This window comes from Neobacillus sp. plas4, from assembly GCF_057221695.1.
Genome location: NZ_CM170152.1, coordinates 220,001 through 244,355, shown reverse-complemented (window position 1 = coordinate 244,355; position 24,355 = coordinate 220,001). Strand labels below are relative to the sequence as shown.

The following is a 24,355-nucleotide window of genomic DNA, read 5'->3' as shown; positions in this document are numbered from 1 at the left end:
AATAATTGAAACAGGCTTTTATATTTACAGGTTCCTAACTCTCGTTACTTCAATAAAGTAAATATTAACCAATCCGTAAAATTGTATTTAACATTCTAGGCTTGTTTTTTTCAAATACATCGATTAGTTCCTTACCGAATACAGTAATGGTCTCTTCCCAAGGATGACCTAAAAATCCCCATTTGAATTCCTTTTGTATAAAGAAGTAATAATCCCCATCAGGAAAAATAGGTATTATCCACTCATTAAATTCGTCTCTGGGAAACTCTAAAAAGGGATTAACCCAATAACAATCATGCTGCCAATCTAAAGCATAAAAATACTCATTATCATTCGTTAATTCTTGAAAAGCAAACATCGATTTCTTTTCAAGGTCATTATAAATCTTTACAAACTCCTCTAATTCTCCTGACCAATTTCGATAGCTAGAAATATCATATGTGATAAATGGTTTTGGTACTTTAAACGAAGGAAATATTGAGATGCTTGGTTTAAATTTAAATTCTTTACATACCTTTTTCCATACAGCGTCATATTCAGATTGAGAAAGTTCAATCCAATTATTAATATTAATCCCTCCATAAAACGGTATCCTAATAAGGATGGATGCCTTTTTTACTTCAACAGTTTTTTATATGCCGCAATGGTATATATAATAATCACCTTTGGCTAATTGTGCTGACATTGAGATTATTTTTTCAAATAGCTTAATTACTTCATCTCGGTTGAATACTAGCTTTTCATATTCACCTAATATTTCATCACTTTTGTCATAAATAAATTCCCCAGTAAGTTCAAGTGTATCAGGTGCATTTTTAAATAAATCCCTCCAAGAGGAAAAAACACTTTCTAATGTTGATGAAGATTGCTTATCAAAAAGCGTAACTCCATGATAGTTTAGACCCCTACCGTTTGGAGTTCCTCGTAAGGCTGGATTTTTACTAGGGATCCATTCTAATGAGTCATAAATATATTGAATTAAATCATCATATATTACAACACTGTCAATAATACCGTTGTTCTTTTCTCTATGCATCCAAAATTCTTTAATATCGTTTGTGCTAGGAATGAGGTAAAACTCATGCTCTAAACCCATGCTATCCTCCTAAAGCCAGTTTGCTTAATAAGATTTCCCTATTGCTTTTTTAAAATAAACCTTCGAGGTGGACCATAACACTGTTCCCCTTGGAAGTATGCTAGTTTGTCGGGAATGCAAGAAATTAAGAATGGCATTCCACATCCAATTAAATTCTCTAAGGCTTCCCTTAGCGGCAAATCTTTTCCATCCATATCACTAATAATAGAGGTCATTACATAGCACATGTTCCCCGCATCATGTTTTTTCAATAATTTCTCAATTTCTTCTGGGTCGGAATTAGGTTTAGGTATTTCGAAAACAAATTCTTTACGAAGACACTCGAAAGGACTTTCTAATCTTCCTATCCTATCACGGCGTTTCTTGCTTGAAGATAGTTCGAAAAGAACTCTTTTTTGGGTTTTTTTAATGAAAAAAGTTTTGACAATGATTTCTTCAATTTCTTTGTTCATCCCAACCCCTCCCATAACTCAATTTCACCATAAAACACCATATAATTAAGGGATTCTTGTTCAACTAACTCCTTTATTGAAATAATTATGAAGGGACTTCAAATTACGAAGTCCCTTCATGTTTTACTGTTTCATATTCTGTGGTCCTTAAAGTGATCAGTCTTTTTACTTCATTGGAAACGGTTGGTCGAAGTCCTGCCTTTTTGTAAATTATCCAATCAAGGACTGGTTCGTCCTCTTTTTTTAGCCTTTCAATCGTAAATTCAACACGTCTTTTTTGAAAAGCTACTAAATCCTCCGACACCTTTTCAATAAATTCCATTGTTTTTGGGAGTTTGTCCGCTTTTTTCTGTAATAACGATAATTCATTTATTTTCTTTCCAATAGAAGTTACCGTTATCTTTGTCGGCTTTTCAGCATCTTTATCCCAATTTCGTAGCACTTTCCTCACTTGTTTCAGAAGTTCTTTATCCCGTTTTTCCCAATCGACCCGTTGATAAGCTGTTTGAATCCTTTTCTTTACAGGAGAATTAGTGTTGAGCCAATTACGATCATTGCGATACAAAAAGGCATACACATCAGGAACCATTTTTCGCAATTCCGTTTTTGACTTTTCAGGATATTGTTCCTGAAGGTCGAGCCATTTGCTTTTTCTTTCATTTAATTGTGTCTCAAAATCCTCCAGAGACTCATTTACCTCTTTCTTTTCAACCTTTGGAAGTTTCCACGGTACTTTCAGTTCTAGCTCGGCAGCATATTTTTTGATGGTTGCCCTATCCGCCTGCAATTCTCTTGAGATTTCTGTAAGGGAGTTCCCTTCATTCACCAATTCGGTCAGTTTTGTTTTCCAAACGTGCCCGTAATCCTTGATTGTACCGATACGATATTGATCATCTCTGCTTCTGTCAGGTCCTCTTCTGGAAAAGACAAATCCACAATCACAGCGGAATGTTCCAACAGGTTTCCTCGTATCATAACAAATGGTTACTGTAAAATCTTTTACGACTGGTTTTCGATGATTTGGACAGGCAGTATTTAAGCATAACCATGGTCCTTTCCCAAATGGCTGATACTCTTTTTTACCAAATAAGTGGTCCAAATCTGTTTCTAAAAACATCATCACCAACAAATGCCGAAGCGGATGAAAGGACTTGCGGTGTTTTTGGAAAATCATCGTTAACCAATCTGTTTCTTCGAACAATACAGATGACTGCAATAGCTCCAAGCTGTGGTCGGAGAATTTCGCACCAAAACTTTGGTACAGTCTATCCCGTTTTACCGTTCCGTTCACACTTGCATATCCCTTTTGTTTCAGCAGTTCCAGGTATTTTGACCGAATGGTATTATCATTAGTTTTAAGACGTGTGTTATTTAAAAGGGAATCCGTTTCTTTTGATATATCTAATAGCAGCTGAATTTCTTCCATATTTAGTCCATCTAGTCTTATCTTTGTTCTTTCGACATCAGGTGTGGCAACAATAAACTCATGTTGGTTTTGAGTTTTCACTGAAACTGATGTTTCCTCCAGTACCCTTTCATGCTTCGGACAAACAAAAACACCAGGGGCTTGGTGAACCCGTCTCCAATACGTCTCGCCGTAAGTTTCCATGTCCTCTTTGATACAGTCACTGCATACCCAAAGGTTTGTTTTTACTTTCACATTGCTTGCCGACACACCGATACGCGTATGAATTGTGCTTCCTTTGCTTTCTAGCATCGACTTTTTCACTTGTTTCGCCTGTTTCGGAAGTAAAAAAGCAGCATAGTATGGATACATCGTATGATCATTAATCAATTGATCGGCATCCCAATAAGGACCCAATTGGCTTAGTAAAGCATATAAGTTAGCGGGCAAATCCCAAACGGAACGAACTGTCCGTTTACCGAACAGTTCCTCTACCGTCATTTTGGGACTCGTATTTCCAGACCATACATTATAACGAGCTAGTACGCTATACAACAATTCATCAGGATACGGCGTGGGAAACCAATGCAGCATTTTCATCTTCCTCCCAGATTTCGTCTAATGGTGGTTTAATAATGCCTTTATCCAGAAAATACTCATAGACGGATTTCTTCTTTTGTCTTGCTTCTTGCATCAATCGTCCCAAGTAATTTTCATTTATTGTATCGATTTTCCTTTTCTTAGCTTTGATTTCAGCCTTCTTGTCATCCTTATCAATCAGGAGTTTGACGGCTTCCTTCAGCACCGTTGATTTTTCAATATCATCGCCTAAATTTTTAAACACTTTCTTAACAGCACTTTCCACTTGTTTTGGATCGAAATCCATCGCTAACAATTGCAGCGTCACTTCTTCTAAAAGAGACTGCTCTTTTTTCTGACGCTTTTGTTGTTGTAACTTCTTTTGAATACGAATCTTATCCTGAAAATCAATGGAGGCTTTGTATTTCTCGATTTCCTCATCCATATCAATCGGAAGAATATCTTCATATTTGGCAATTTCAGTCGGAATTCCTGACCGCAACGCATCCAGCATCGGTTTAACGAGTCGTAAGCTGTCCTTAGCCACCTGTTTCATGGTTTGTTTTGTTATTCTTTCATCCCCTGTTGCAATCGCTCGTACTTGCGAAAGCATAAAGAGCTTAACCGCAATATCGAGAATTCCTTGGCTTTCTTCATAAAGAAGATCGTTGAATTCGCTTGTCAATTCGGTATAATGAGCTGTCCATTGATATTCCCACATGCCCTCGACAAATAAATCCCAAGACTCATCTTTTGGCATCTGCGACCAAACCATATCGCCTTGCCCGCTTCCCCGTCTTGCCTGGCGGAATTCGCTTTGCAAAATGGAAATGGCTTTATTTGTTCCAACCATTAAAACTGGTATTCCGATGGTGTTAACGAGTGTTACGAAGAAGTTCAACATCTTTTCAGATCCGCCGCTTTTGCTAAGGCTCAAATGCTGAATTTCATCAATGATAAGAAGACCAATTCCGTGACGGCTTGCTAGGTGATTCATTCGTTGCATCATTAAATCCAGTGTATTTTTTTGTGCTCCGAATTTGTTTAAATAATTGGAGCCAAGTAACCGATCGAGTTCTGAGAAAAAGCTCATACATAATCCTTTTAGGGAACCATCAAATGGACAGTCGAGCTTTAACCAAGAGATTTGTGTAAATTGAAATGGTTTTCCTTTGTATTCCTGATGCTTGATCATTTGTGGATAAAAGGATAGTACCCTTTCAATGGCAGTGGATTTTCCAATTCCCGAAAGACCAATAATCGTAAAACCAGCAGCTGTACGTTTGGCTTCAGTTTGATAGGTTTTTAAAAACTTCCCTTCTTTTATTGCCTTATAGCTTTCGTGAATCCTCATGACTTCTTCTCTTTTCATCGGATTTCGGTGCAAATACCCTTGTCGAATGGCTCTTGAAATTCGTTGTTCCAAATCAAGATGCTTTTCGAACGGTTGAAAGTATTGAAACAATCGTTGTACACAATGAAACCGATAGTTAGCATTTAAGGATCGTTCTTTTTCGTCATAAGAAGGTATAACCGATAAATGCTCGATCACATCATCCTCTGTAAAAATAGGAGGAAGAGCCTCAATTAAAGGATTGGATTCATAATCTTGAACAATTTGATCGCTATAAATGGCATCGACCATTTCTTCACCATGCAGTATCTGTGATTCACTTGTTGCTAACCCTTGCACGATTCAACTTCTCCTTCTGTTTTTGACGTAATAACTGTAACTTTGAACTCACCTGTGTAGAAGTTGTTTCTTCAACAACAACTTTCTCTTCAATAGGTTGAGGAAACGGTTGTAAATCAGCCAGTAAAAAGGCTTCTTCTTTCCGCCTTGCTTCTTTTTCCACTGAGCGATTTTCACGAATCCCTTTCACCTTTTGATTGTTGCTCATTTCCACTTTTTCTTTATCCAAAGACTTCTTAGCCTTTTGAGCGATGTGTTCAATGTCGCTTGTTAAATCCACGTTTTGTTGCAGTTCTTCATGTTCAAAAGATTGTTTTTTAAACAATTCGTAAGCAAAGTAATACTCGACTTCTTCCATGGTTTTGCCGCTGTACTTCTTTTGATGGTCAAGCAAAGTTGCCACTTCATAACTTCTGCCGTCTTCACCTGGCAGATAAATGTGTGACATGTCTCTAGGATCGTAGCAAATCGGGATTAGCCAGCTCTTTTCCCTTGCCTCTCCAAACCAATTTTCTTTTAATGCCGTTTCACTGCTGAAACGCATCTTTTTAAAAACGATCCCTTTTTCCGTTACCCTTGCGTTGGCGGTCGGAAGGAGATGAAGTTTTACAATATCCTCAGAATAAGAACGAAGTTTACCTGAGCGATTTTTTATCCCCCATTTCCATAATTCACGCGGGATGAGGGAAACCTCATCCTCGATCATCATTTCATCCTGATTATAGTTTTTTAACCAGTGATGATTGTTGTGATGAAGTACACATTTAATGATGATACTTGTAAACTCCTCCAAGGTTAACGTGGCATCCAATCGATAATCCCTGTCACCTCTTACCCTTACATCCGTATCCACTGTTCCAGGTAAAAATGGTTTCACTTTTGTATTGATAACTCGAAAGTGCTGTTCCACTATCCCTTTCCAATCGGCACGATATGGTGGTGTATTTTCCACTTTCATATGAAAAGCGTTGATTAGCCGTTCCACGTTGTAACCTTCCAGTTCTCCTCGGTCGGCTAAAAGGGTCTGTGGAAGATAATGACAATCCCATTCTTCTTTTGTTATATCAATCCCGTATTGCTTACAATAGGAAACTTTATCACTGGCTGTATTGGCTAACGCCATCATCGCTCCAAACCACGATGGACCCTCTAGTCCTACATAAAGACCTACAACCATTCTGCTGAATACATCGATTACTACATAAATTACAGGGCGACCAATAATCCAATTTCGATTGAAGCTGCTAACAAGATAAACATCGGCAACCGTCGCATCAATTTGATATTTGGTTCCAGGACCGTATAAATCACCTACTGATGTTCCCAAAACCGCACGATTTTCTAACTCGTATTTTCGGTTACCCTTTCTCTTACGCAATTTTTCTTCGGCTTTATAGGTTTTTTCATACCAAAATTTAAATTGCCTTAAAGTCGGGAGTTTATCTTTTTCATGGAGAATAGGTTTTTTCACACCATTTTCATACCGATAATCTGCTACAAAGTGCGTTTGGAGCATCAAATTATAGGTTGTAGCGAGTGGATTTTTTTTGGTAGTATGATAAAACCTCTTTACACTGACCTCAAAAATCCGTTTTATTTCATTGGTAATGATAATTCCTTCTCCGAAGGATCTTCCGAACTTCCGTTTTCTCCCGTTCTTTTTGTCTGTAAAAGTCTTTTCTTTTCCTTTACCACCAGAGTCTTTATAATCGGGTAGCAAAGCGTTTTTGACTTTCCCTCTTTGCCAATATTGGGTCAGATATTTATAGAGCAAACGCTTGGTTTTGCCCGTCTTCACCATTGCGTCTCTAATGAGGGAACCTCTTTTGTCTGCTTCGTAGATGTATGGTTCTAGTAAAACCATATCTTCGATGCATTCCCATCGTTCATCCCGTAATTCCTTACTTTTTTCAGAAAGCTGATCCTCGTCCTGATAGATGAAGCCGTAAGGATCATTATCTACAAAAGACAATAATTGTTCATCATGCATTTGCTGCAAATCAGAAATCTTACGTTTGATAGGTAGTGTGCTTTCCTTTTCCATATCGATGGTGTAACAGATGATGTTTCCATCATCTATCCAAATAATTCTTTCTAATCGTTTCTTTCCACCGACTTCTTCGATGCTAATAATGTCATTGATTACAAACATTCAATTCCTTCCTTCTTAAATAGAGTCAAGTTTGAAAACATCTTCCACCCAAAGATGTGTGAAAATCTTTTTGGTTATATTAACAGGGGCTTCTTTTCTAGCAATTAAATGCTTAAGGATTTCAAGCCCCATTCCATCTTCCAACTGAAAGGTTTGATCAAATTCTGTCACCATTTCGATAATAGAGGTTTTATATTTTTTGATAAAAGAATTCATTTGCTTGGCGTAAGTGTTAAGTGTGGAGGCAGGCAGATCCTCAATTTCAAAATACGAAAGGTGCAGCCATTCTACATTTTCCACCAAGTCTTTTGGAATTTCTTTTTCCGTAATAATCCCCCAGTCAATTCCGCGATCTCCCCAATAGGCACGCTCGATTTCTAATTTCTCAATCGTTCGCTGGTTTTCTAAATTGCTTGATGGTTTAACGGTGCGAGCGACGTGTCTTGTACCTTTGGAATCTTTTAGGGTTATAAAGAAATCGGTCGTCATCACAATAGGAACTTGAGATTTTGGATCGGTTGGGTGTTTAATCCCTTTTTCATTAGCGATGTACCAGGTGTCATCGCGGGACAATGGATACTGCTCTCTTATATCGACCACAGAATCGTTCCATTCCAACACATAGTAATAATCCCGTTCCAATTTAGATAGGAATTGATGGATACGATTTGTTTTCCACCCTTTTCCTCTTGTGGCTAATCCATTTGAAGGGAAATCCTGAATGATAATCCACGGCTTATACTCCTTTCCAGAACCTTGCCCTCGACCTTCTTTTTCCATTTCTAGGATTTTCTTTTCAGTTAATGCTGTTTTCCTTTTTGACACAGTTGTCACCCCTTTGCTAAGAAAATTCATGCTCCTATCATAAACAGGAAGCTCACTTCTTACATGCTGTAAAATTTTCTAGTGCCGATTTTTACCAAAAAAATATTTTTGAGAAAAAATAATTTAAAAAAATATTTTTTTGACGATTTTTTATCTCAGTTTTGATTATATTTTTGAAATAAATTTGTTTTCCAGTAATTTATAAACGACATTTTTCTATCATTATGAACAAAAAACGTCATTTATAAACCACCAAAATTACAAAAAAATGACCTGTTACTTTATTAACAGATCATTTTTTATTGAGTGCTATTTTTATAAAGTCATTAAAATGACGTAGATTTTCAAAGAACTTATGCTTGTTTTCGCTTTTACAATATTCAATAGAATAGTAAAACAATGCCTTTATTTCAATTAGGATTTCTTCTTCCTCTAAATGTTTTATGACATCGGGAGAAAGGGTTCGATCCTCTGTCACCTTTAGGAGTAATTGTCGCCAAGTTTTTGGCATTTTCACTTTTTTGTTATTTAAGGCATTCATAGCCCCATTTGTTGATAGTTCATCAAAAGTTATTAAATAGGCTTCGAACGATTCAATTTTAGGATCTTTCCCACCAATAAATTCATCCACTCGCTGCTTAAGTTCAGATGGTTTTACATTTTTACTGTACTTTCTCATTAAAATAGACCGCAGCTTTTTTAAATATTCCTCATATTCATCCTGTTCTAGTCTGCTAATTGTATTCCGAACATTATCGACATACATATTTTCTCTCTCCCTTGTTTCTCTCTTTTTAAAGTAATTTCCGATTATTCAGAATAAATACTTGTAAGATTGAATTTTAAGAGTAATGATTGTGTCATTTTTCTACATATTTCAAAAATATATTGTTCTCTTTTGTTGAATGGTTTAAGTTATTGTCATAGGGAGGGAAATATATGGAATTTAACGATCATATTTGGGAATGGTCATCGGGGCTTCCTAAATGGCAAAATGATTTAATCAGAAGGCTATATCAAAAATCTATGCTAGAAAGTAAAGACACAGATGAAGTAATAAATAATATCCTTCATGAGAATGGTTTTTCTGGGAGGATTTTAACCATTAGTCCTTTAGAAAAAAATCATATCCCTAATAAAAATCCGAAAGAAACCATCAAGATTACTGCATTAAAAAACTTCAATAATATTGCCGCCATCGAACCAGAGTATGGACTTGAATTTTTACCTGATGGGTTAACGGTTGTGTACGGTGAAAATTCCGCTGGTAAATCTAGTTATGCTAAGGTGTTAAAGCAGGCTTGTCGAGCTGTCGATGATAAAACAAAGATTCATCCAAATATCTATAAATCAGGCGGGTCAATAAGCACAGCCGACATTCATATACAGCAAAATGGCACAGAAACTATTATTAATAGAGTGGTAAATACCGCACCTGAACAGCAGTTAACATCCATCAGTATTTTCGACACTGATTGTGCGAGAGTTTATGCAGAATCCGAAAACGAGGTTGTATTTATTCCAACTGAATTTAAAATCTTCGATGATCTTGCTCGGCATCAAACTGCAATAAAACAAGGTTTATTACAGTTAAAAGATGAACTTTTAGAAACACTGCCTTCATTCCATGAGTTAACCACCTCTTCAAAAGCCAAAACTTTTGTTGAATCTATTTCTTACAAAACGAAAGAAAAGGACATTCAACAGAATTGTATTTTTACAGAAAAAGATCTGGAGCGGCTTAATCAGATTACAAAAGATTTAAAGGTCCTTATAGATTCAAATCCTGTTAAATTAATGCAGGAACTTCAAAGGAACATAAATGATATTACAAACTTAAAAAACAACCTCCAACAAATTCTTAACGAATTATCTTTTGAAAAAGTTAAAGAATTTGTCTCGGTACATCAACAATACCTTGATTCGAAAGCAACGTTGGAAGTTTTAACTCGTGAAGCATTTGTAGAACAACCTTTAGCAGGTGTTGGGAGTGATCCTTGGAAAAAACTATGGCACACCGCCAAACAATATCATGAAATTGCTTATCCTGGAAAGTCATTTCCACACGTCGAGAATGAAGCAAAATGCCTATTATGCCAACAAGACCTTAAGGAAGAGTCTCGAATTCGATTAACACGTTTTGAGGAATTTATCACTGACAGCATTAGTCAAGAAACAGCTCAGTTACACTCTCAAAGACAAGATTTAATAACTAAAATAAAATCTTTACCATTCACAAAAGTGGCAGAACCCTCTGTTCGTACTTTCTTTTATCATGATTCTCCTGAATTGGATATGAAAGCGGAATTGTTTATCCAATCAGCAATAAAAGTTAGTACATTATTACAAAATGCCGAGACAGATATTTACCTGTCCTTGGATGATATTCCAGAAATAGAACTACCACCTCTAAAAGAAATGGCACATTGGTTAGAGATAAAAAATAATGAATTGAAACATTTAAAAACAATAGCCCAACAAGACAACTCAGCAGAATTACTTGCAGAACAGAACGAGTTAGTTTCAAAAGAAAAGGTCTTTAAAAGAATAGATGATTTATATCGCTTAGCAAAAATTCGCCAAGAAGTTGATAAGATTGATAAAGCAATAAAATCACTGGATACAACCAAATTGACAAAAAAATATAACGAATTATCCAGTTCATTGTTGACCGACAAGTTTAAGGACGAAATTGAAAATGAACTAAAGCAGCTAAGAAGGGAACACATTCTATTCAAGCTAAATAGCAGAGGGGTAAAAGGAAAAACCACGATAAAACTCGCTTTGGATTCCAGTTCAAAAATTAACATTAACGAAATCCTTAGTGAAGGTGAACAAAAAGCATTATCAATAGCCTTCTTCCTTGCAGAAATCTCTTCTATTCCATCAAATGGAGGAATCATACTTGATGATCCTGTCTCCTCCTTAGACCATAGCAGGAGAGAGTATGTTGCTCATCGGCTAGTACAAGAAGCAAAAAAACGGCAAGTCATTATTTTTACACACGACATCGTGTTTCTACATACCTTGCAAAAACATGTTAATTTACAAAACGTAAACGCATCCTATTGTTCTGTAAGGAGAAATGGTAACAGGGCAGGGATTGCAAAAACGGAAATGCCATGGATAACCCTTTCAACTAGTAAAAGAATCAAATACTTAAGAAATGAACTGCCAAAGCTAAAAAAGTTAGAAAGCCAGTTAGATCCAGATATGTATTTTCCGCAAGTTAAAACATGGTATATGCTGCTTAGGGAATCGTGGGAACGTGCCGTAGAAGAATTGTTGTTAAACGGTGTCGTTGAAAGGTTTAATCCAAGTGTTCAAACACAAAAACTTAGTAAAATTAAATTTTCGGATGAGATTGTCCAACTCGTAACTGAAGGTATGACAAAAACATCCACTTACGTACACGATGAATCTCAGGCTATTGGTCGTATAGTACCAAGTAAAGATGAAATGAATGATGACCTTAACATGTTGGAGCGGTTTAGTAAATTGTTTAAAAAATAGGTTATGTTTAACGATAACTTTGATATTAAACAAATTCAAAAGGACCAGTGTTTTGGTCCTTTTGTTTATTTTTATTCAACTTAAGAATTCACTAGCTCAATTGTAATTTTTTATAATCCAGTAACTATATTCTTTAAATCCAATAAATAAATCTTTGTACCTGTTGTAAGTAAAAGGCATGATCCCCTGCAACTAATAAATTCAGCTTTAATTACATTTTTATCTTTATCAATTAATGTTAAAAAATATTTTCTTCTTAATTGATTACCAGGAAGCATTTTATAAAGGATATACTTATCATGTTTACCATATCCTCCACGAAACAAAACATAATTTTCATACACTGTAAAACTGTCGGCACCTTCTACATCTGGCTTGAAATAGTCAATGTTACCTTTATAATATCTTCCTAACTCAAAATCGGTATAAAAATAAAACCAAATTTCCTCATCAGATATAACATTAAGTGCATAACAGTCGATAATAAAATGATCTCCACTATTCGGGTACTTATAAAGTTCATTCCCGTAGGAATCCCATGCTCTTAAGCCATCACTACCAATCGGATTATCCCAGCCATTATTCCCGAAAACACCTTCATCAAAATAAGATGTCCAGATTTTGTTCTCCTTTGTTACATACAAATTTTGTATGCCATCACCAAGTAGGAATTCACTTAATAAGTTGCCTTCCATATCAAAAACTCTGGCATTGTGATCAAATTTTCCATTGTCATATAAATGTGAACGTGCACACACTAATAATATGTTATCTTTCTCTATTGATTGAATGAAATGGTAGTTCCATTTTTGTTTTTTTAGTACAACTTCCTTAATGTATTCTTTTGTGAGTATTATTGCTTTGTAGTCATACGCTTCTGTTGTTTGTACAGGCGGAAACATACCATCTATTCTTTCTGGTACTTTGTTTACTGCAAGAACACATATTTCCCCAAATGGTCCAATTGAGGAGTCAACAACAGTGTACCCATTTAAGAATTCACCTAAATCATATTTTGGTTCTACAAGATAGTTTATCGTTTTCTTTAACAAGATTTCCCTTCTTTCAAATATCGTATTAATCTTAACTCTAGTACCCTTACAACAAACAGCCTTTCGTATATTGCCTATTACATTCCTATATTGCGTTTTAGCATTTATCTTAAAACTTCAAAATTAATGTTGTGGTTACATGTTTCAGGATATCTCGATGCAGCATTTATCAGGAATTCTTTTGCTGCTTTTTTAACACATGTTAAATTCATGTTAATACAGTTTTTCTGTAATCTTTGTACAAATGCTTCAACTAAATCATCGTCTTCAGGAAAATTAATACTCCCAGCAAAGCCAGGTGCAAAACTGTTAAATTGAGGTGGTTCCATTATTTGATATCTATGGTTTGGTAGATTTGTTTTTTTTACTTCAATAAATACCAATTTGGGAGTTCCATTAACACAACTACCAATGTAAACAGCACATTTCGTATCGTCATATGTTTCATCAACGGAAATATAATCCTTAATAAATTCTAAACATTTTTCCGATAAATCAGTAATATCACAATCATTTTCTTTAATAAAATCTAGAAAATAATTGATAAAATTGGAATCGATTCGACCAGCCATACTAATTAATTTATCATTTATTTTAAAAATTTTTTTTGCATCTTCATCTCTAGATATTATTTCAAAATTTGAATTTACATCTAACTTTAATGAATCAGCACCCATGAGTAAATATGGTTGTAGTCCAGGTTCAGGTTTTACAGCAACCGCTATTAGTACAGTCATTATTAATTCCCCTTTTTTTTAGTCTTCTTTATAAAACTCAGGATAAGCCTTCTTTCCAATTTACACTATCTAACTGTATTTCAAACTCTTGTTGCTAAAATGTCAACGTAATTTTGTAAATTTTTTCTTGGAAAGGCAATTTATTCTTTTGGTTTAACCAAGAACTCTTCTCCAATTAGATTCAAATGGTTCAAATCGATACCTATCAACAAAAAAAGACCCAACCCTAAAATTGGATTGAGTCTTACTTGATCAATTTTAATTCATAATTGTTGAAAAACACTTTTTAAATCAGTTCCTGACTTTTTTGTCCAGTTCCTAACTTTTTTGTACGGTTCCCGACTTTTTTGTTCAGTTCCCGACTTTTTTGTCTTTCAACAGATCCGCCCCGAATATAATCCTTTTTATTCAACTGTCACCGATTTTGCAAGGTTACGCGGTTTGTCCACGTCGCAATCACGGTGTAATGCTGCGTAATACGCAAGAATTTGAAGTGGTATTACAGAGATAAGTGGTGTTAATAAATCATTTACTTCCGGAATAACAAAGCTGTCTTCATCCATGTTTAGTCCGTTCATCGAGATGATGCATGGATTTGCTCCGCGGGCAACAACTTCTTTCACGTTACCGCGAATGCTTAAGTTTACACTTGCTTGGGTTGCAAGGGCGATGACTGGTGTGCCTTCTTCAATTAAAGCAATGGTACCATGCTTTAGTTCTCCACCTGCAAAGCCTTCCGCTTGAATATAAGAAATTTCTTTTAGTTTTAAGGCACCTTCTAGTCCAACATAGTAATCAATTCCACGTCCGATAAAGAATGCATTGCGCGTAACTGTTAGAAATTCTCTAGAAATATGCTCGATTATTTCTTTAGAGTCACAAAGAACTTCCATCGCATTTGCAACTAGACCAAGTTCATGAATGAGATCAAATCCAGGGTCAAGATTGCGGCTCTTTGCGGTTACTTCCGCTAAAATAGCCAAAACAGCTAATTGAGCGGTATAAGCTTTTGTAGAAGCAACGGCAATTTCAGGTCCGGCATGTAGCAATAAAGTGTGGTCTGCTTCACGGGAAAGCGTAGATCCAGGCACATTTGTAATCGTAAGTGCTTGATACCCCATTTCCTTAATCGTAACAAGAACCGCACGGCTATCTGCAGTCTCACCACTCTGAGAAATGAAGACAAATAGCGGCTTCTCGGATAGAAGCGGCATATTGTAGCCAAATTCACTTGAAATGTGAACTTCAACTGGAATCTTCGCCATTTTTTCAATAAATTGCTTCCCAACAAGACCAGCATGATAGGATGTTCCAGCAGCAATAATGTACACGCGATCTGCACCATTCATCGCATGAATGATCTCAGGTTCGATGGTCAATTCACCTTGTTCGTTTTGGTATGCTTGGATAATCTTACGCGTTACTGCAGGCTGTTCATCGATTTCCTTTAACATGTAGTGTGGGTAAGTGCCTTTTTCAATATCACTTGCGTCCAATTCTGCAATGTAAGAAGTACGAGTAACCGTTTCTCCATCAAGGTTTTGAATGGTTATATCATTCTTTGTTACGATTACGATTTCTTTATCCATTAGCTCTACGTATTCATTCGTAACCTGAAGCATAGCCATCGCATCACTTGCCACAACATTAAAGTCAGCACCTAATCCTACAAGTAATGGACTTTTATTTTTAGCTACAAAAATAGTATCGCTATTTTTTTCATCCAATAATGCAAGAGCATATGAGCCATGTAAGAGTGTAAGTGTCTTACGAAAAGCCTCTAAAACCTCTAAGCCTTCGTGTACAAACTTTTCAATCATTTGAACGATAACTTCTGTGTCCGTTTCACTGACAAACGCAACATCTGCCAAGTAATCACGCTTTAAAAGCTCATAGTTTTCAATGACACCGTTATGAACAAGAGTAAAACGTCCAGTTGTACTTTGGTGTGGATGAGAATTCGTTCTACTCGGCACACCATGAGTAGCCCAGCGTGTATGTCCTATTCCGACGTTAGCTAAAACTTTCACATCTACAGCTTCGCGTAAATCAGCAATTCGACCCTTTTCTTTGAATACATGAACTCCGTTCCCGTTCATTACAGCAATACCTGCTGAGTCATAACCTCTATATTCAAGCTTTTCTAAGCCTTTTAATAAAATTTCCTTCGTATCATTAAATCCAATATATCCAACGATTCCACACATATTTCTTTTCCTCCCTGATATAGGGGGCAAGAATCCTTCGGAGGCTAAACCTGCCCCCTTATCTCTGTTTTTGAAAGGTATCTGTATATACCTTTTGTCTTGTATTGTTGCTGTGTTTAGTATGCGCATTTCCCTCTCTTTGTGCACCAAGTTGCCTCAATGTTTTAAAGAAGAAAAAATCGGTTGTGCGTTCAACCGGGAGGTATCCGCCGAACATTCGATAAACCTCCTCCTCGTCAACTAACCCCCATGGTTAGTTCAGGCGCTTTATGATAAATTTCTTAAACGACCCTCCTTTATCCTAATTTTTATCGCTTTTAGAAACAAAGCAAACTAATCGTAACCGATGCATTGACTTTCGTCAACTAATTACTGTTTTTACCATTTACATAATAAAATATGCATAAGGGCTATGTATCGTTCCCTTATGCATATAAGAAAAGCTGCAGCACCCAGGTGCGCAGCTAGACATTTATCGTCGCTTTATTCTACTCTTTTAATTCCATTTCTTCTCTTACAACAGATACAATTCGTTCTACATAAGCTTCACATAATTCTTCTGTAGGGGCCTCAGCCATTACGCGAACAAGTGGTTCCGTTCCAGATGGTCGAACGAGGATACGTCCATTACCATTCATTTCTGCTTCTACCTGTTCAATAACCGCTTTTACCTTTTCATTATCCGTGACATGATGTTTATCAGTTACTCGTACGTTCACAAGCTTTTGAGGGAATTTTTTCATGTCTGCTGCTAATTCTGATAAAGTTTTCTTGGTTGCTTTCATAATATTAACTAATTGCAAACCGGTTAATAGGCCGTCACCTGTTGTATTATAATCCAAGAAAATGATGTGTCCGGATTGTTCACCACCAAGATTAAACCCGTTTTTCTTCATTTCTTCTACCACATAGCGGTCACCGACAGCGGTTGGTACACTATGAATCCCATATCCTTCTAAACCTTTGTAGAATCCAAGATTACTCATTACTGTTGAAACAATTGTACTATGCTTTAGACGTCCATGTTCCTTCAGATACTTTCCGCAAATAAACATAATTTGGTCGCCATCCACAATATTGCCTTTTTCATCAATGGCTATTAAACGATCCCCATCACCATCGAATGACAAACCTACGTCTGCACCCTTTTCCTTCACCATAGCGGCTAATGCTTCAGGGTGTGTTGAGCCAACACCAGCATTGATATTAATGCCATTAGGTGAAGCTCCCATAACAGAAATATCTGCGTCCAGATCAGCAAATAAATGTGTCGCTAAAGAAGAGGTAGCTCCATGAGCACAATCTAGGGCAATATGAATGCCTGCGAAATCTTCATCCACAGTATTCTTTAAATATTGAAGGTACTTTTGTCCCCCTTCAAAGTAATCCATTACTTGACCTAGGTCTGCACCAACAGGTCTTGGTAATTGTTCATCTGTCATATCGATTAATGCTTCTATTTCAAGCTCTTGCTCATCTGAAAGCTTAAACCCATCTGGTCCAAAAAACTTAATACCATTGTCTTCGACCGGATTGTGGGAAGCAGAAATCATTACACCTGCTTCAGCCCCCAATGCCTTTGTTAAATAGGACACTCCAGGAGTTGAGATAACTCCTAAGCGCATTACTTCCGCTCCAATTGACAGTAACCCAGCCACTAATGCCCCTTCCAGCATATGGCCTGAGATACGTGTATCGCGCCCAATCAGCACTTTTGGTCTGTCTTTATCCTTTGTTAAAACAAAACCTCCGAAACGTCCTAATTTAAAGGCTAATTCAGGTGTTAATTCACTATTCGCAACTCCGCGGACGCCATCGGTTCCAAAGTATTTTCCCATTATCAAAATCGCTCCTTATCATGTATACTGCTGTGTTCTATGCGTTGTCTCTCGTGATTGTAATTTTTGCAGATATTTTATCAGGTTTCCAAGTTACATTAGGCGGTCCATTCACTTGAATGGTTACGTTATGGACACCATCTGTAAGACCTTCTAAATCAACAAATATATTGAAATCTCCCGGTCCTACGCCCGTTACGGTACTACCTGGACCGAATACTAATAAATTTATTAGTTGGTTGGCTGGGTCATTGATAACCGCTTCATATTGTTCGGATAACCCTTTTATGTTAATAGGGAGTCCTGATACGGTTTTCTCTTCCTCACTTTTCACTACCACGGTTGCTTCTACAGTCTCAGGGGTTACTTTTGTTACTCCATTTGAAATAATGACTGGTAAAGTGAGTGTAGTATTTTCAGTCATTTTACTAATGTCCACTTCAACACGGACATTATCCGTATCTTTTAAAACATCGTCGGCACCCGAAATGACTGCTTCCTTAACATCTAAAGTAATCGATTCAATCGTTATTCCTGAAGCAGGTGTCCCTTTTTCAATGATGTTAATTGGTACAGTTTTAGTATTGCTTTTTACTGGAATGGTCACTTCTACTGTTTCTGGCTCTACAATTACCTCAAGTTTATTTAATTCCTTATCAAGCACCTGTACATGCGCCTCTTTCGTTACGGTACTATCAAGAAGATCCCTGCTCTCAAGTGCTGCTTTTACGTATGAAATTCGCTCAATTACATCTTTGGCACCGGTAATTTTCACTTTATTTGGCTTAACTACAGGTTGTCCTGCAGAGTAACCATCTTTTATCAGATCGTTATCGAATTCAGCCTCCACTGTAAACTCTGTGGTAATCTTTTCTTGTATAGTTACTGTTACCGAAGCTGGATCGATCTTTGCCTTTAACTTATCTGATAACCCGCTTACTTCAAACTCTACCTTTTGATTCCCTATTTTTGCATTGGTTAGGTCAACAAAAACCTCAAAGTTTTTTAACGCCTTTGCCGACTGTACATGGGGCATTGGACCTTCAAGGGTTACCTCCACCGTATCTGGTAATCCTGAAACAACGAGGTTTTCGGTGTCGTAATAAGCTTTTACTGGTATTTCTTCTAATATCACAGATGTATTTTCCCCTGGTACATTAATTTCATTTGTCTTACCTCCGGAATTTGGAACGGCTGAATAAAGCAGAACTGCCAATAAGATCGCCAGAATTTTAATAAACCAGGGATTATCCATCAATCTATCCATTATTCTTTCCCCTCCAGTTCCAACGAGCTGAAGAAGCTGGTTTTACTTTTGTGTTGTTAACAATCAAGTCATGAGAGATTAATTCTTTAAATCCCTCTACAGTTAAATTGCGGTGGAGTTCTCCATTTTTTGTTAAAGAGATATTACCGGTTTCTTCTGAAACGACTATCGTCATACTGTCTGTAACTTCGCTTATTCCTAAAGCAGCACGGTGTCTTGTACCTAACTCCTTTGAGATAAAAGGACTCTCTGATAGCGGAAGGTAACAAGCAGCTGCAGCTACGTTATTTTTTTGAATAATAACCGCTCCATCATGCAGCGGTGTATTCGGAATAAAGATGTTTATGAGCAACTCAGAAGAAATCTTGGCATCGAGTGAAATCCCTGTCTCTATGTAATCACTCATCCCAGTTTCCCGTTCAATGGATATTAAGGCACCAATACGTCTTTTTGCCATATAATCCGTTGCCTTAATAATGGCTTCCACCATTTTCTCTTGTTCCTCATCATCTGGACCGTTGCTCCTGGAAAAAAACCGTCCCCTGCCCAATTGCTCAAGGGCCCTTCTAAGCTCAGGCTGAAAAATAATGATAACAGCAAGAAATCCCCAATCAATAGCCTGTTGCATTAACCAGCTTAAGGTATTTAATCCAAAAAAACCACTAACAACTCTTACAAGGAGAATGACAACAATCCCCTTTAATAATTGTACGGCCTTCGTTCCTTTTATAAGATTTAAAAGCTTATAAATGACATACGAAACAAGGAGAATATCAACAATACTAGCTAAATACTTCCATAAAGCAAAATCCTCAAAAAACGGCATTGTTTTTCCTCCGTATATTTGTCTAACTTATAGCCCATTTATTATATCATAAATTAAACATGTACTTATTATTTGTCATAAGAATAGTTATCATTAAAGCTCTTTTCTTAAACTTTATTGATTTTTGAACAAAATTTGATGATTGTGCAAGTTTCCACAGAAAATAGCATACATTTAAGGAGAAAAGAGCCTGCAAACTAAATTCTAAAGCGCAAAGTAGCTTTTTCCACGTTAAAATCGGCTTTAAGATTTTAACAACAATATTTACAGAAACAGCCTAATTAAAAAAGAAATCACCCACTGTGAGTGACTTCCTTCTATTTTTCTTCACTATCATGAAAGATATCTATAGCCTCCAGGGCAGTTTTTTTCATGTGATACCAGATCCAATCGAAAACTGCATTCACCTCTTCAATTTGGCCCGTAACATGCCCGGCAGACGCTAAATACTTTTCTCCATTTATAATTTCTCCGTTTATAACTGTTACATCACCTTGAACTTCACCTTCAATTTTTAGCTTTCCATTCCGAACGATGACATCCCCCTTAACCACTTCACCTTCAGGGACAATCACCGTATCATTTTGGACCACTAGGTTTTCCTGTTTCGAAAAAGAAACTTCTTGTTCTTGATTCCAGGTGGAAAATATACTTCCTGTCATTAGAACTAAAAATAATGAGGCGGCAGCGATTAATGGATGATTTCGCAGCCATCTTTGCATCCCGACCTTTTTCTTTTCTTTCGGCAGACGGGCCATTACATTCGCTGTAAAATTAGGAGGTGCCTGAATACTAGAAGTTCCTTTTACAACCGCGATGGTCCTCTTAAATTCATTGAACAGTGTCTCACAGTCCTTGCAGCCTTTGAGGTGTTCTCTTAAAATCATTTCATTTTCGGGGTCAATTTCTTCGTCTAAATATTCATGCATTAATTCAACGATTTCTTCTTCACACTTCAACGTGTTCACCTCTTATCACACATAACGTAATTGTTGTCGCAGCGCCTCGCGTCCACGATGGATACGGGTTTTGACTGTGCCCAATGGCATATCAAGGATTTCACTTATTTCATTTAATGACAATTCTTCAATATATTTTAAAACTATGACACTCCTGTACTTATCAGGCAGTTTTAAAATTTCCTTTTGAACAGTTTCTTGAAGCTCAAGACTTTCCAATTCATTTTCAGGTAAAGGTGAATCGGATGATAGCTGTGAATACATGGTGAGACCATCGGTTCCAGACACTTCTGCATCTAAGTAGTAATCTGGTTTTTTCTTTCTAATTCTGTCAATACACAAATTTGTTGCAATCCGAAATAACCAAGTGGAAAACTTTAAATCCTGGTTAAATGATTTAATATTAACATATGCACGGATAAAGGCCTCCTGTGCAATGTCCTCTGCCTCATGGCGGTTTCCCAGCATTCGGTAACCAAGCTGATAAATACTATTACTATAAATTTCAACAATTTCAGCAAAAGCATCCTGATCGCCTTTTATTACCTGTTTTATTCTCTTCTTTATAAGGGCTTCCATTTATTCTTCTCAGCTCCAATGCGGCTATACAATCTTACGAATCAATAGCAAAAAGGTTTCAATATAACAATTAACTTCTTACTACTTTTAATATTAACAAATATTAACTAATTTTGATAAATGGAAGCTTAAGTTTTTTGTCAATTATTGGTGAAAAATAAAAACAGCAGCTTTCCGGGGAAGCTGCCGAACAATATTATAATAATTTTTCACCCAATAATGAACCCATCAATTCGACGGCCGCCCTTGCCGTTTTATTTTTTTCATCTAAAATGGGGTTAACCTCAACAAATTCTGCCGAAGTAATCATCTTCGACTCTTCTAGCATTTCCATTGCTAAATGGCTCTCACGATAACTAATCCCCCCCATAACTGGGGTTCCTACGCCTGGTGCATCATTAGGATCTAACCCGTCTAGATCAAGCGACAAATGGACACCATCTGTTTTCTCCTTAAGATACGCAATCGTTTCTTCCATCACTTTTGCCATTCCTAATCTATCAATTTCATGCATAGTATATACTTTTATTCCTTTTTCCTTAATTAACACCTTTTCACCATCATCCAGAGATCTTGCGCCAATAATTACGACATTCTCTGGTTTTATTTTCGGAATGTATCCCGCAATATTCGTTAATGAAGGATGACCAATGCCTAAACTCACAGCTAATGGCATACCGTGTATATTTCCAGATGGCGAGGTTTCAGCCGTATTCAAATCCCCATGTGCGTCATACCAGATTACACCAAGACTTTGATAATGTTTAGAAACACCTGCTAAAGTTCCGATGGCAATGCTATGGTCTCCACCTAGGACAAGAGGAAAGGATCCAGATTGAATAACCTCATCCACCTTTTCAGCAAGAAGTGTACTTTTTTCCGCAACAAGATCTAAATTGCGCAAATTTGATTCTTTATCAATTACTACTTCTGGCCTTCCAACCGGAATATCACCCATATCATGGATTTCATCGAACAATGGTTTTAGTCTCTCATTTATTCCAGCATAACGGATGGCACTAGGACCCATGTCTACTCCACGTCTCATTTGTCCTAAGTCCATCGGCATTCCAATAATAGATAGCTTTCTCATATTCTACCCCCCAGCCTTCGTTACTAACTATTTTAACCGTTTTCAAATGGATGACTCAACTCGACAAATTAATGAATATATATGCAATTCGAAGGATTTGAATTTATCTGCATATTTTATGATACTTTTACTCTCACTAAAAATAAAAAAGCCTTAAATCGTGTGATTTAAGGCGAGCTGTTATATGTAGTGTGGTGGTGGTTATACCTTGCAAAAAACCTTGGTTAATTTTCACTAACGTGAAAATAACTTGGTTATTTTACTTCGTAAAAAACTTTGGTGGAGCCTAGCGGGATCGAACCGCTGACCTCCTGCGTGCAAAGCAGGCGCTCTCCCAGCTGAGCTAAGGCCCCATCTTTTTGAATTGAAATTCTATGTAGTAGCGTTTCCCACTGGATTGCTGCTACTATTCATAGATAAAAGCCCTTAGAGAAATAAATCCCTTTGGGCAGTCATTTAAATATGAGCCATGAAGGACTCGAACCTTCGACCCTCTGATTAAAAGTCAGATGCTCTACCAACTGAGCTAATGGCTCACAATTGCTTAAAATACCTTTCGGTATTTTTCGCAAAATCCGCCGAAGCATCTTCAGGGATGTTATGATTTGGCTGGGCTAGCTGGATTTGAACCAACGCATGTCGCAGTCAAAGTGCGATGCCTTACCGCTTGGCTATAGCCCAATGTTAAGGACATTAACTAGTTTGTCCAACATTTTAAAAATTATAAGTGGTGGAGGGGGACGGATTCGAACCGCCGAACCCGGAGGGAGCGGATTTACAGTCCGCCGCGTTTAGCCACTTCGCTACCCCTCCACTTAATAAAAGTGGTGCCGGCGAGAGGACTTGAACCCCCAACCTACTGATTACAAGTCAGTTGCTCTACCAATTGAGCTACCCCGGCACATAAATAATATTACTTTTAATTATTCTCACTATCGTCAAATACGGAAGATTATTTTCACTACGTGAAAAAATCTTGGTGGAGGATGACGGGATCGAACCGCCGACCCTCTGCTTGTAAGGCAGATGCTCTCCCAGCTGAGCTAATCCTCCATTTTGAAATAAAGTTTTTTTACTAACTTGAATGGAACGTTATTTTCGCTATCGCGAAAAACGTTGGTGACCCCTACGGGATTCGAACCCGTGTTACCTCCGTGAAAGGGAGGTGTCTTAACCACTTGACCAAGGGGCCATAAATATCTAAATAGGAAAGCTTCCAAGCGGGCTCGAACCGCTGACCTCTTCCTTACCATGGAAGTGCTCTACCTACTGAGCTATGGAAGCATAGCTAATATTTTAACAATAAGGATGGCTCCGCAGGTAGGACTCGAACCTACGACCGATCGGTTAACAGCCGATAGCTCTACCACTGAGCTACTGCGGAATAGTAATATAACAGCCTGGCAACGTCCTACTCTCACAGGGACAAAGTCCCAACTACCATCGGCGCTGAGAAGCTTAACTTCCGTGTTCGGTATGGGAACGGGTGTGACCTTCTCGCCATTATTACCAGACTGTTTATCTCAAAGACAAAATTTATTATATTGTCTTTTTTGATATTTTTCAAGAGGTTTTGTAAAAAAATCATTCCCTCAAAACTAGATAATGTCAGAAGAAGTTAGTAAAAACGAGTTTTTCAAAATTGGTTAAGTCCTCGAACGATTAGTATCAGTCAGCTCCACACGTCACCGCGCTTCCACCTCTGACCTATCAACCTGATCATCTTTCAGGGTTCTTACTAGCTTGACGCTATGGGAAATCTCATCTTGAGGGGGGCTTCATGCTTAGATGCTTTCAGCACTTATCCCGTCCGCACATAGCTACCCAGCGATGCCTTTGGCAAGACAACTGGTACACCAGCGGTGCGTCCATCCCGGTCCTCTCGTACTAAGGACAGCTCCTCTCAAATTTCCTGCGCCCACGACGGATAGGGACCGAACTGTCTCACGACGTTCTGAACCCAGCTCGCGTACCGCTTTAATGGGCGAACAGCCCAACCCTTGGGACCGACTACAGCCCCAGGATGCGATGAGCCGACATCGAGGTGCCAAACCTCCCCGTCGATGTGGACTCTTGGGGGAG

The 24,355-nt window shown here is 37.5% G+C and carries 18 protein-coding genes, 9 tRNA genes and 2 rRNA genes (1 of these 29 only partly in view); 1 reads left to right on the top strand and 28 read right to left on the bottom strand.

Going from position 1 to position 24,355, the window contains the following annotated elements; translation table 11 throughout:
• Positions 1–64 precede the first annotated feature (64 nt).
• The 8 genes from AC2TFD_RS01270 to AC2TFD_RS01235 form a co-directional block, all read right to left on the bottom strand.
• Positions 65–568 carry a DUF2716 domain-containing protein gene (locus AC2TFD_RS01270; RefSeq protein ID WP_484676259.1) on the bottom strand — a complete coding sequence of 168 codons (504 nt, stop codon included), beginning with the start codon at positions 566–568 and terminating at the stop codon, positions 65–67.
• Between the two features lie 63 nt (positions 569–631).
• Positions 632–1,096 carry a hypothetical protein gene (locus tag AC2TFD_RS01265; protein WP_484674799.1) on the bottom strand — a complete coding sequence of 155 codons (465 nt, stop codon included), beginning with the start codon at positions 1,094–1,096 and terminating at the stop codon, positions 632–634.
• A 38-nt stretch (positions 1,097–1,134) separates the two neighbouring features.
• Complete coding sequence (locus AC2TFD_RS01260) at positions 1,135–1,548, bottom strand: hypothetical protein (protein WP_484674798.1); 414 nt, start codon at positions 1,546–1,548, stop codon at positions 1,135–1,137.
• 103 nt (positions 1,549–1,651) lie between these two features.
• Complete coding sequence (locus AC2TFD_RS01255; protein ID WP_484674797.1) at positions 1,652–3,547, bottom strand: TnsD family transposase; 1,896 nt, start codon at positions 3,545–3,547, stop codon at positions 1,652–1,654.
• The gene (locus tag AC2TFD_RS01250) at positions 3,516–5,225 is read right to left on the bottom strand and encodes an AAA family ATPase (protein WP_484674796.1); all 1,710 of its coding nucleotides are present in this window, start codon (positions 5,223–5,225) and stop codon (positions 3,516–3,518) included. Before AC2TFD_RS01250 ends, AC2TFD_RS01255 begins: the two co-directional genes overlap by 32 nt.
• Positions 5,203–7,377 (bottom strand): Mu transposase C-terminal domain-containing protein, encoded by a 2,175-nt coding sequence (locus tag AC2TFD_RS01245; protein WP_484674795.1) that lies wholly within the window; start codon positions 7,375–7,377, stop codon positions 5,203–5,205. The genes AC2TFD_RS01250 and AC2TFD_RS01245 overlap by 23 nt, the downstream gene beginning before the upstream one ends.
• 15 nt (positions 7,378–7,392) lie before the next feature.
• On the bottom strand, positions 7,393–8,202 hold the full coding sequence (locus AC2TFD_RS01240; RefSeq protein WP_484674794.1) for a TnsA endonuclease N-terminal domain-containing protein: 810 nt from the start codon (positions 8,200–8,202) through the stop codon (positions 7,393–7,395).
• A 292-nt stretch (positions 8,203–8,494) separates the two neighbouring features.
• On the bottom strand, positions 8,495–8,968 hold the full coding sequence (locus tag AC2TFD_RS01235; protein ID WP_484674793.1) for a hypothetical protein: 474 nt from the start codon (positions 8,966–8,968) through the stop codon (positions 8,495–8,497).
• 173 nt (positions 8,969–9,141) lie between these two features.
• Here AC2TFD_RS01235 and AC2TFD_RS01230 point away from each other — a divergent pair, with 173 nt between their 5' ends.
• A complete protein-coding gene (locus tag AC2TFD_RS01230) occupies positions 9,142–11,715 on the top strand; it encodes an AAA family ATPase (protein ID WP_484674792.1) in 2,574 nt (857 codons plus the stop codon).
• Positions 11,716–11,825: 110 nt separating this feature from the next.
• Here AC2TFD_RS01230 and AC2TFD_RS01225 read toward each other — a convergent pair whose 3' ends face one another.
• The 20 genes from AC2TFD_RS01225 to AC2TFD_RS01130 all read right to left on the bottom strand — a co-directional run.
• Complete coding sequence (locus tag AC2TFD_RS01225) at positions 11,826–12,767, bottom strand: hypothetical protein (protein ID WP_484674791.1); 942 nt, start codon at positions 12,765–12,767, stop codon at positions 11,826–11,828.
• A 104-nt stretch (positions 12,768–12,871) separates the two neighbouring features.
• Complete coding sequence (locus AC2TFD_RS01220; protein ID WP_484674790.1) at positions 12,872–13,504, bottom strand: hypothetical protein; 633 nt, start codon at positions 13,502–13,504, stop codon at positions 12,872–12,874.
• A gap of 404 nt (positions 13,505–13,908) precedes the next feature.
• Positions 13,909–15,711, bottom strand: coding sequence for a glutamine--fructose-6-phosphate transaminase (isomerizing) (glmS, locus tag AC2TFD_RS01215; RefSeq protein WP_335510357.1), 1,803 nt, complete (start codon positions 15,709–15,711; stop codon positions 13,909–13,911).
• 488 nt (positions 15,712–16,199) lie between these two features.
• Positions 16,200–17,549, bottom strand: a complete 1,350-nt coding sequence (glmM, locus tag AC2TFD_RS01210; protein ID WP_335510359.1) for a phosphoglucosamine mutase — start codon at positions 17,547–17,549, stop codon at positions 16,200–16,202.
• Positions 17,550–17,586: 37 nt separating this feature from the next.
• Positions 17,587–18,816 carry a CdaR family protein gene (locus AC2TFD_RS01205; RefSeq protein WP_335510361.1) on the bottom strand — a complete coding sequence of 410 codons (1,230 nt, stop codon included), beginning with the start codon at positions 18,814–18,816 and terminating at the stop codon, positions 17,587–17,589.
• Complete coding sequence (gene cdaA / locus AC2TFD_RS01200) at positions 18,809–19,642, bottom strand: diadenylate cyclase CdaA (RefSeq protein ID WP_335510363.1); 834 nt, start codon at positions 19,640–19,642, stop codon at positions 18,809–18,811. The genes AC2TFD_RS01205 and cdaA overlap by 8 nt, the downstream gene beginning before the upstream one ends.
• Before the next feature lie 317 nt (positions 19,643–19,959).
• Positions 19,960–20,601 carry an anti-sigma factor family protein gene (locus AC2TFD_RS01195; protein WP_335510366.1) on the bottom strand — a complete coding sequence of 214 codons (642 nt, stop codon included), beginning with the start codon at positions 20,599–20,601 and terminating at the stop codon, positions 19,960–19,962.
• Positions 20,602–20,616: 15 nt separating this feature from the next.
• Complete coding sequence (gene sigW / locus AC2TFD_RS01190) at positions 20,617–21,180, bottom strand: RNA polymerase sigma factor SigW (protein WP_335510368.1); 564 nt, start codon at positions 21,178–21,180, stop codon at positions 20,617–20,619.
• A gap of 196 nt (positions 21,181–21,376) precedes the next feature.
• The gene (gene rocF, locus AC2TFD_RS01185; protein ID WP_335510370.1) at positions 21,377–22,273 is read right to left on the bottom strand and encodes an arginase; all 897 of its coding nucleotides are present in this window, start codon (positions 22,271–22,273) and stop codon (positions 21,377–21,379) included.
• Between the two features lie 277 nt (positions 22,274–22,550).
• Positions 22,551–22,626 (bottom strand) — tRNA-Ala (locus AC2TFD_RS01180).
• 110 nt (positions 22,627–22,736) lie between these two features.
• Positions 22,737–22,809, bottom strand: a tRNA-Lys gene (locus AC2TFD_RS01175).
• A 70-nt stretch (positions 22,810–22,879) separates the two neighbouring features.
• A tRNA-Gln gene (locus tag AC2TFD_RS01170) sits at positions 22,880–22,954 on the bottom strand.
• A 47-nt stretch (positions 22,955–23,001) separates the two neighbouring features.
• A tRNA-Tyr gene (locus AC2TFD_RS01165) sits at positions 23,002–23,086 on the bottom strand.
• A 12-nt stretch (positions 23,087–23,098) separates the two neighbouring features.
• A tRNA-Thr gene (locus AC2TFD_RS01160) sits at positions 23,099–23,174 on the bottom strand.
• Positions 23,175–23,250: 76 nt separating this feature from the next.
• Positions 23,251–23,326 (bottom strand) — tRNA-Val (locus AC2TFD_RS01155).
• Positions 23,327–23,390: 64 nt separating this feature from the next.
• Positions 23,391–23,465, bottom strand: a tRNA-Glu gene (locus tag AC2TFD_RS01150).
• Between the two features lie 19 nt (positions 23,466–23,484).
• A tRNA-Thr gene (locus AC2TFD_RS01145) sits at positions 23,485–23,557 on the bottom strand.
• Between the two features lie 25 nt (positions 23,558–23,582).
• Positions 23,583–23,657 (bottom strand) — tRNA-Asn (locus AC2TFD_RS01140).
• A 14-nt stretch (positions 23,658–23,671) separates the two neighbouring features.
• Positions 23,672–23,787 (bottom strand): 5S ribosomal RNA (gene rrf / locus AC2TFD_RS01135).
• A gap of 128 nt (positions 23,788–23,915) precedes the next feature.
• A 23S ribosomal RNA gene (locus AC2TFD_RS01130) occupies positions 23,916–24,355 on the bottom strand (it continues 2,496 nt past the right edge of the window).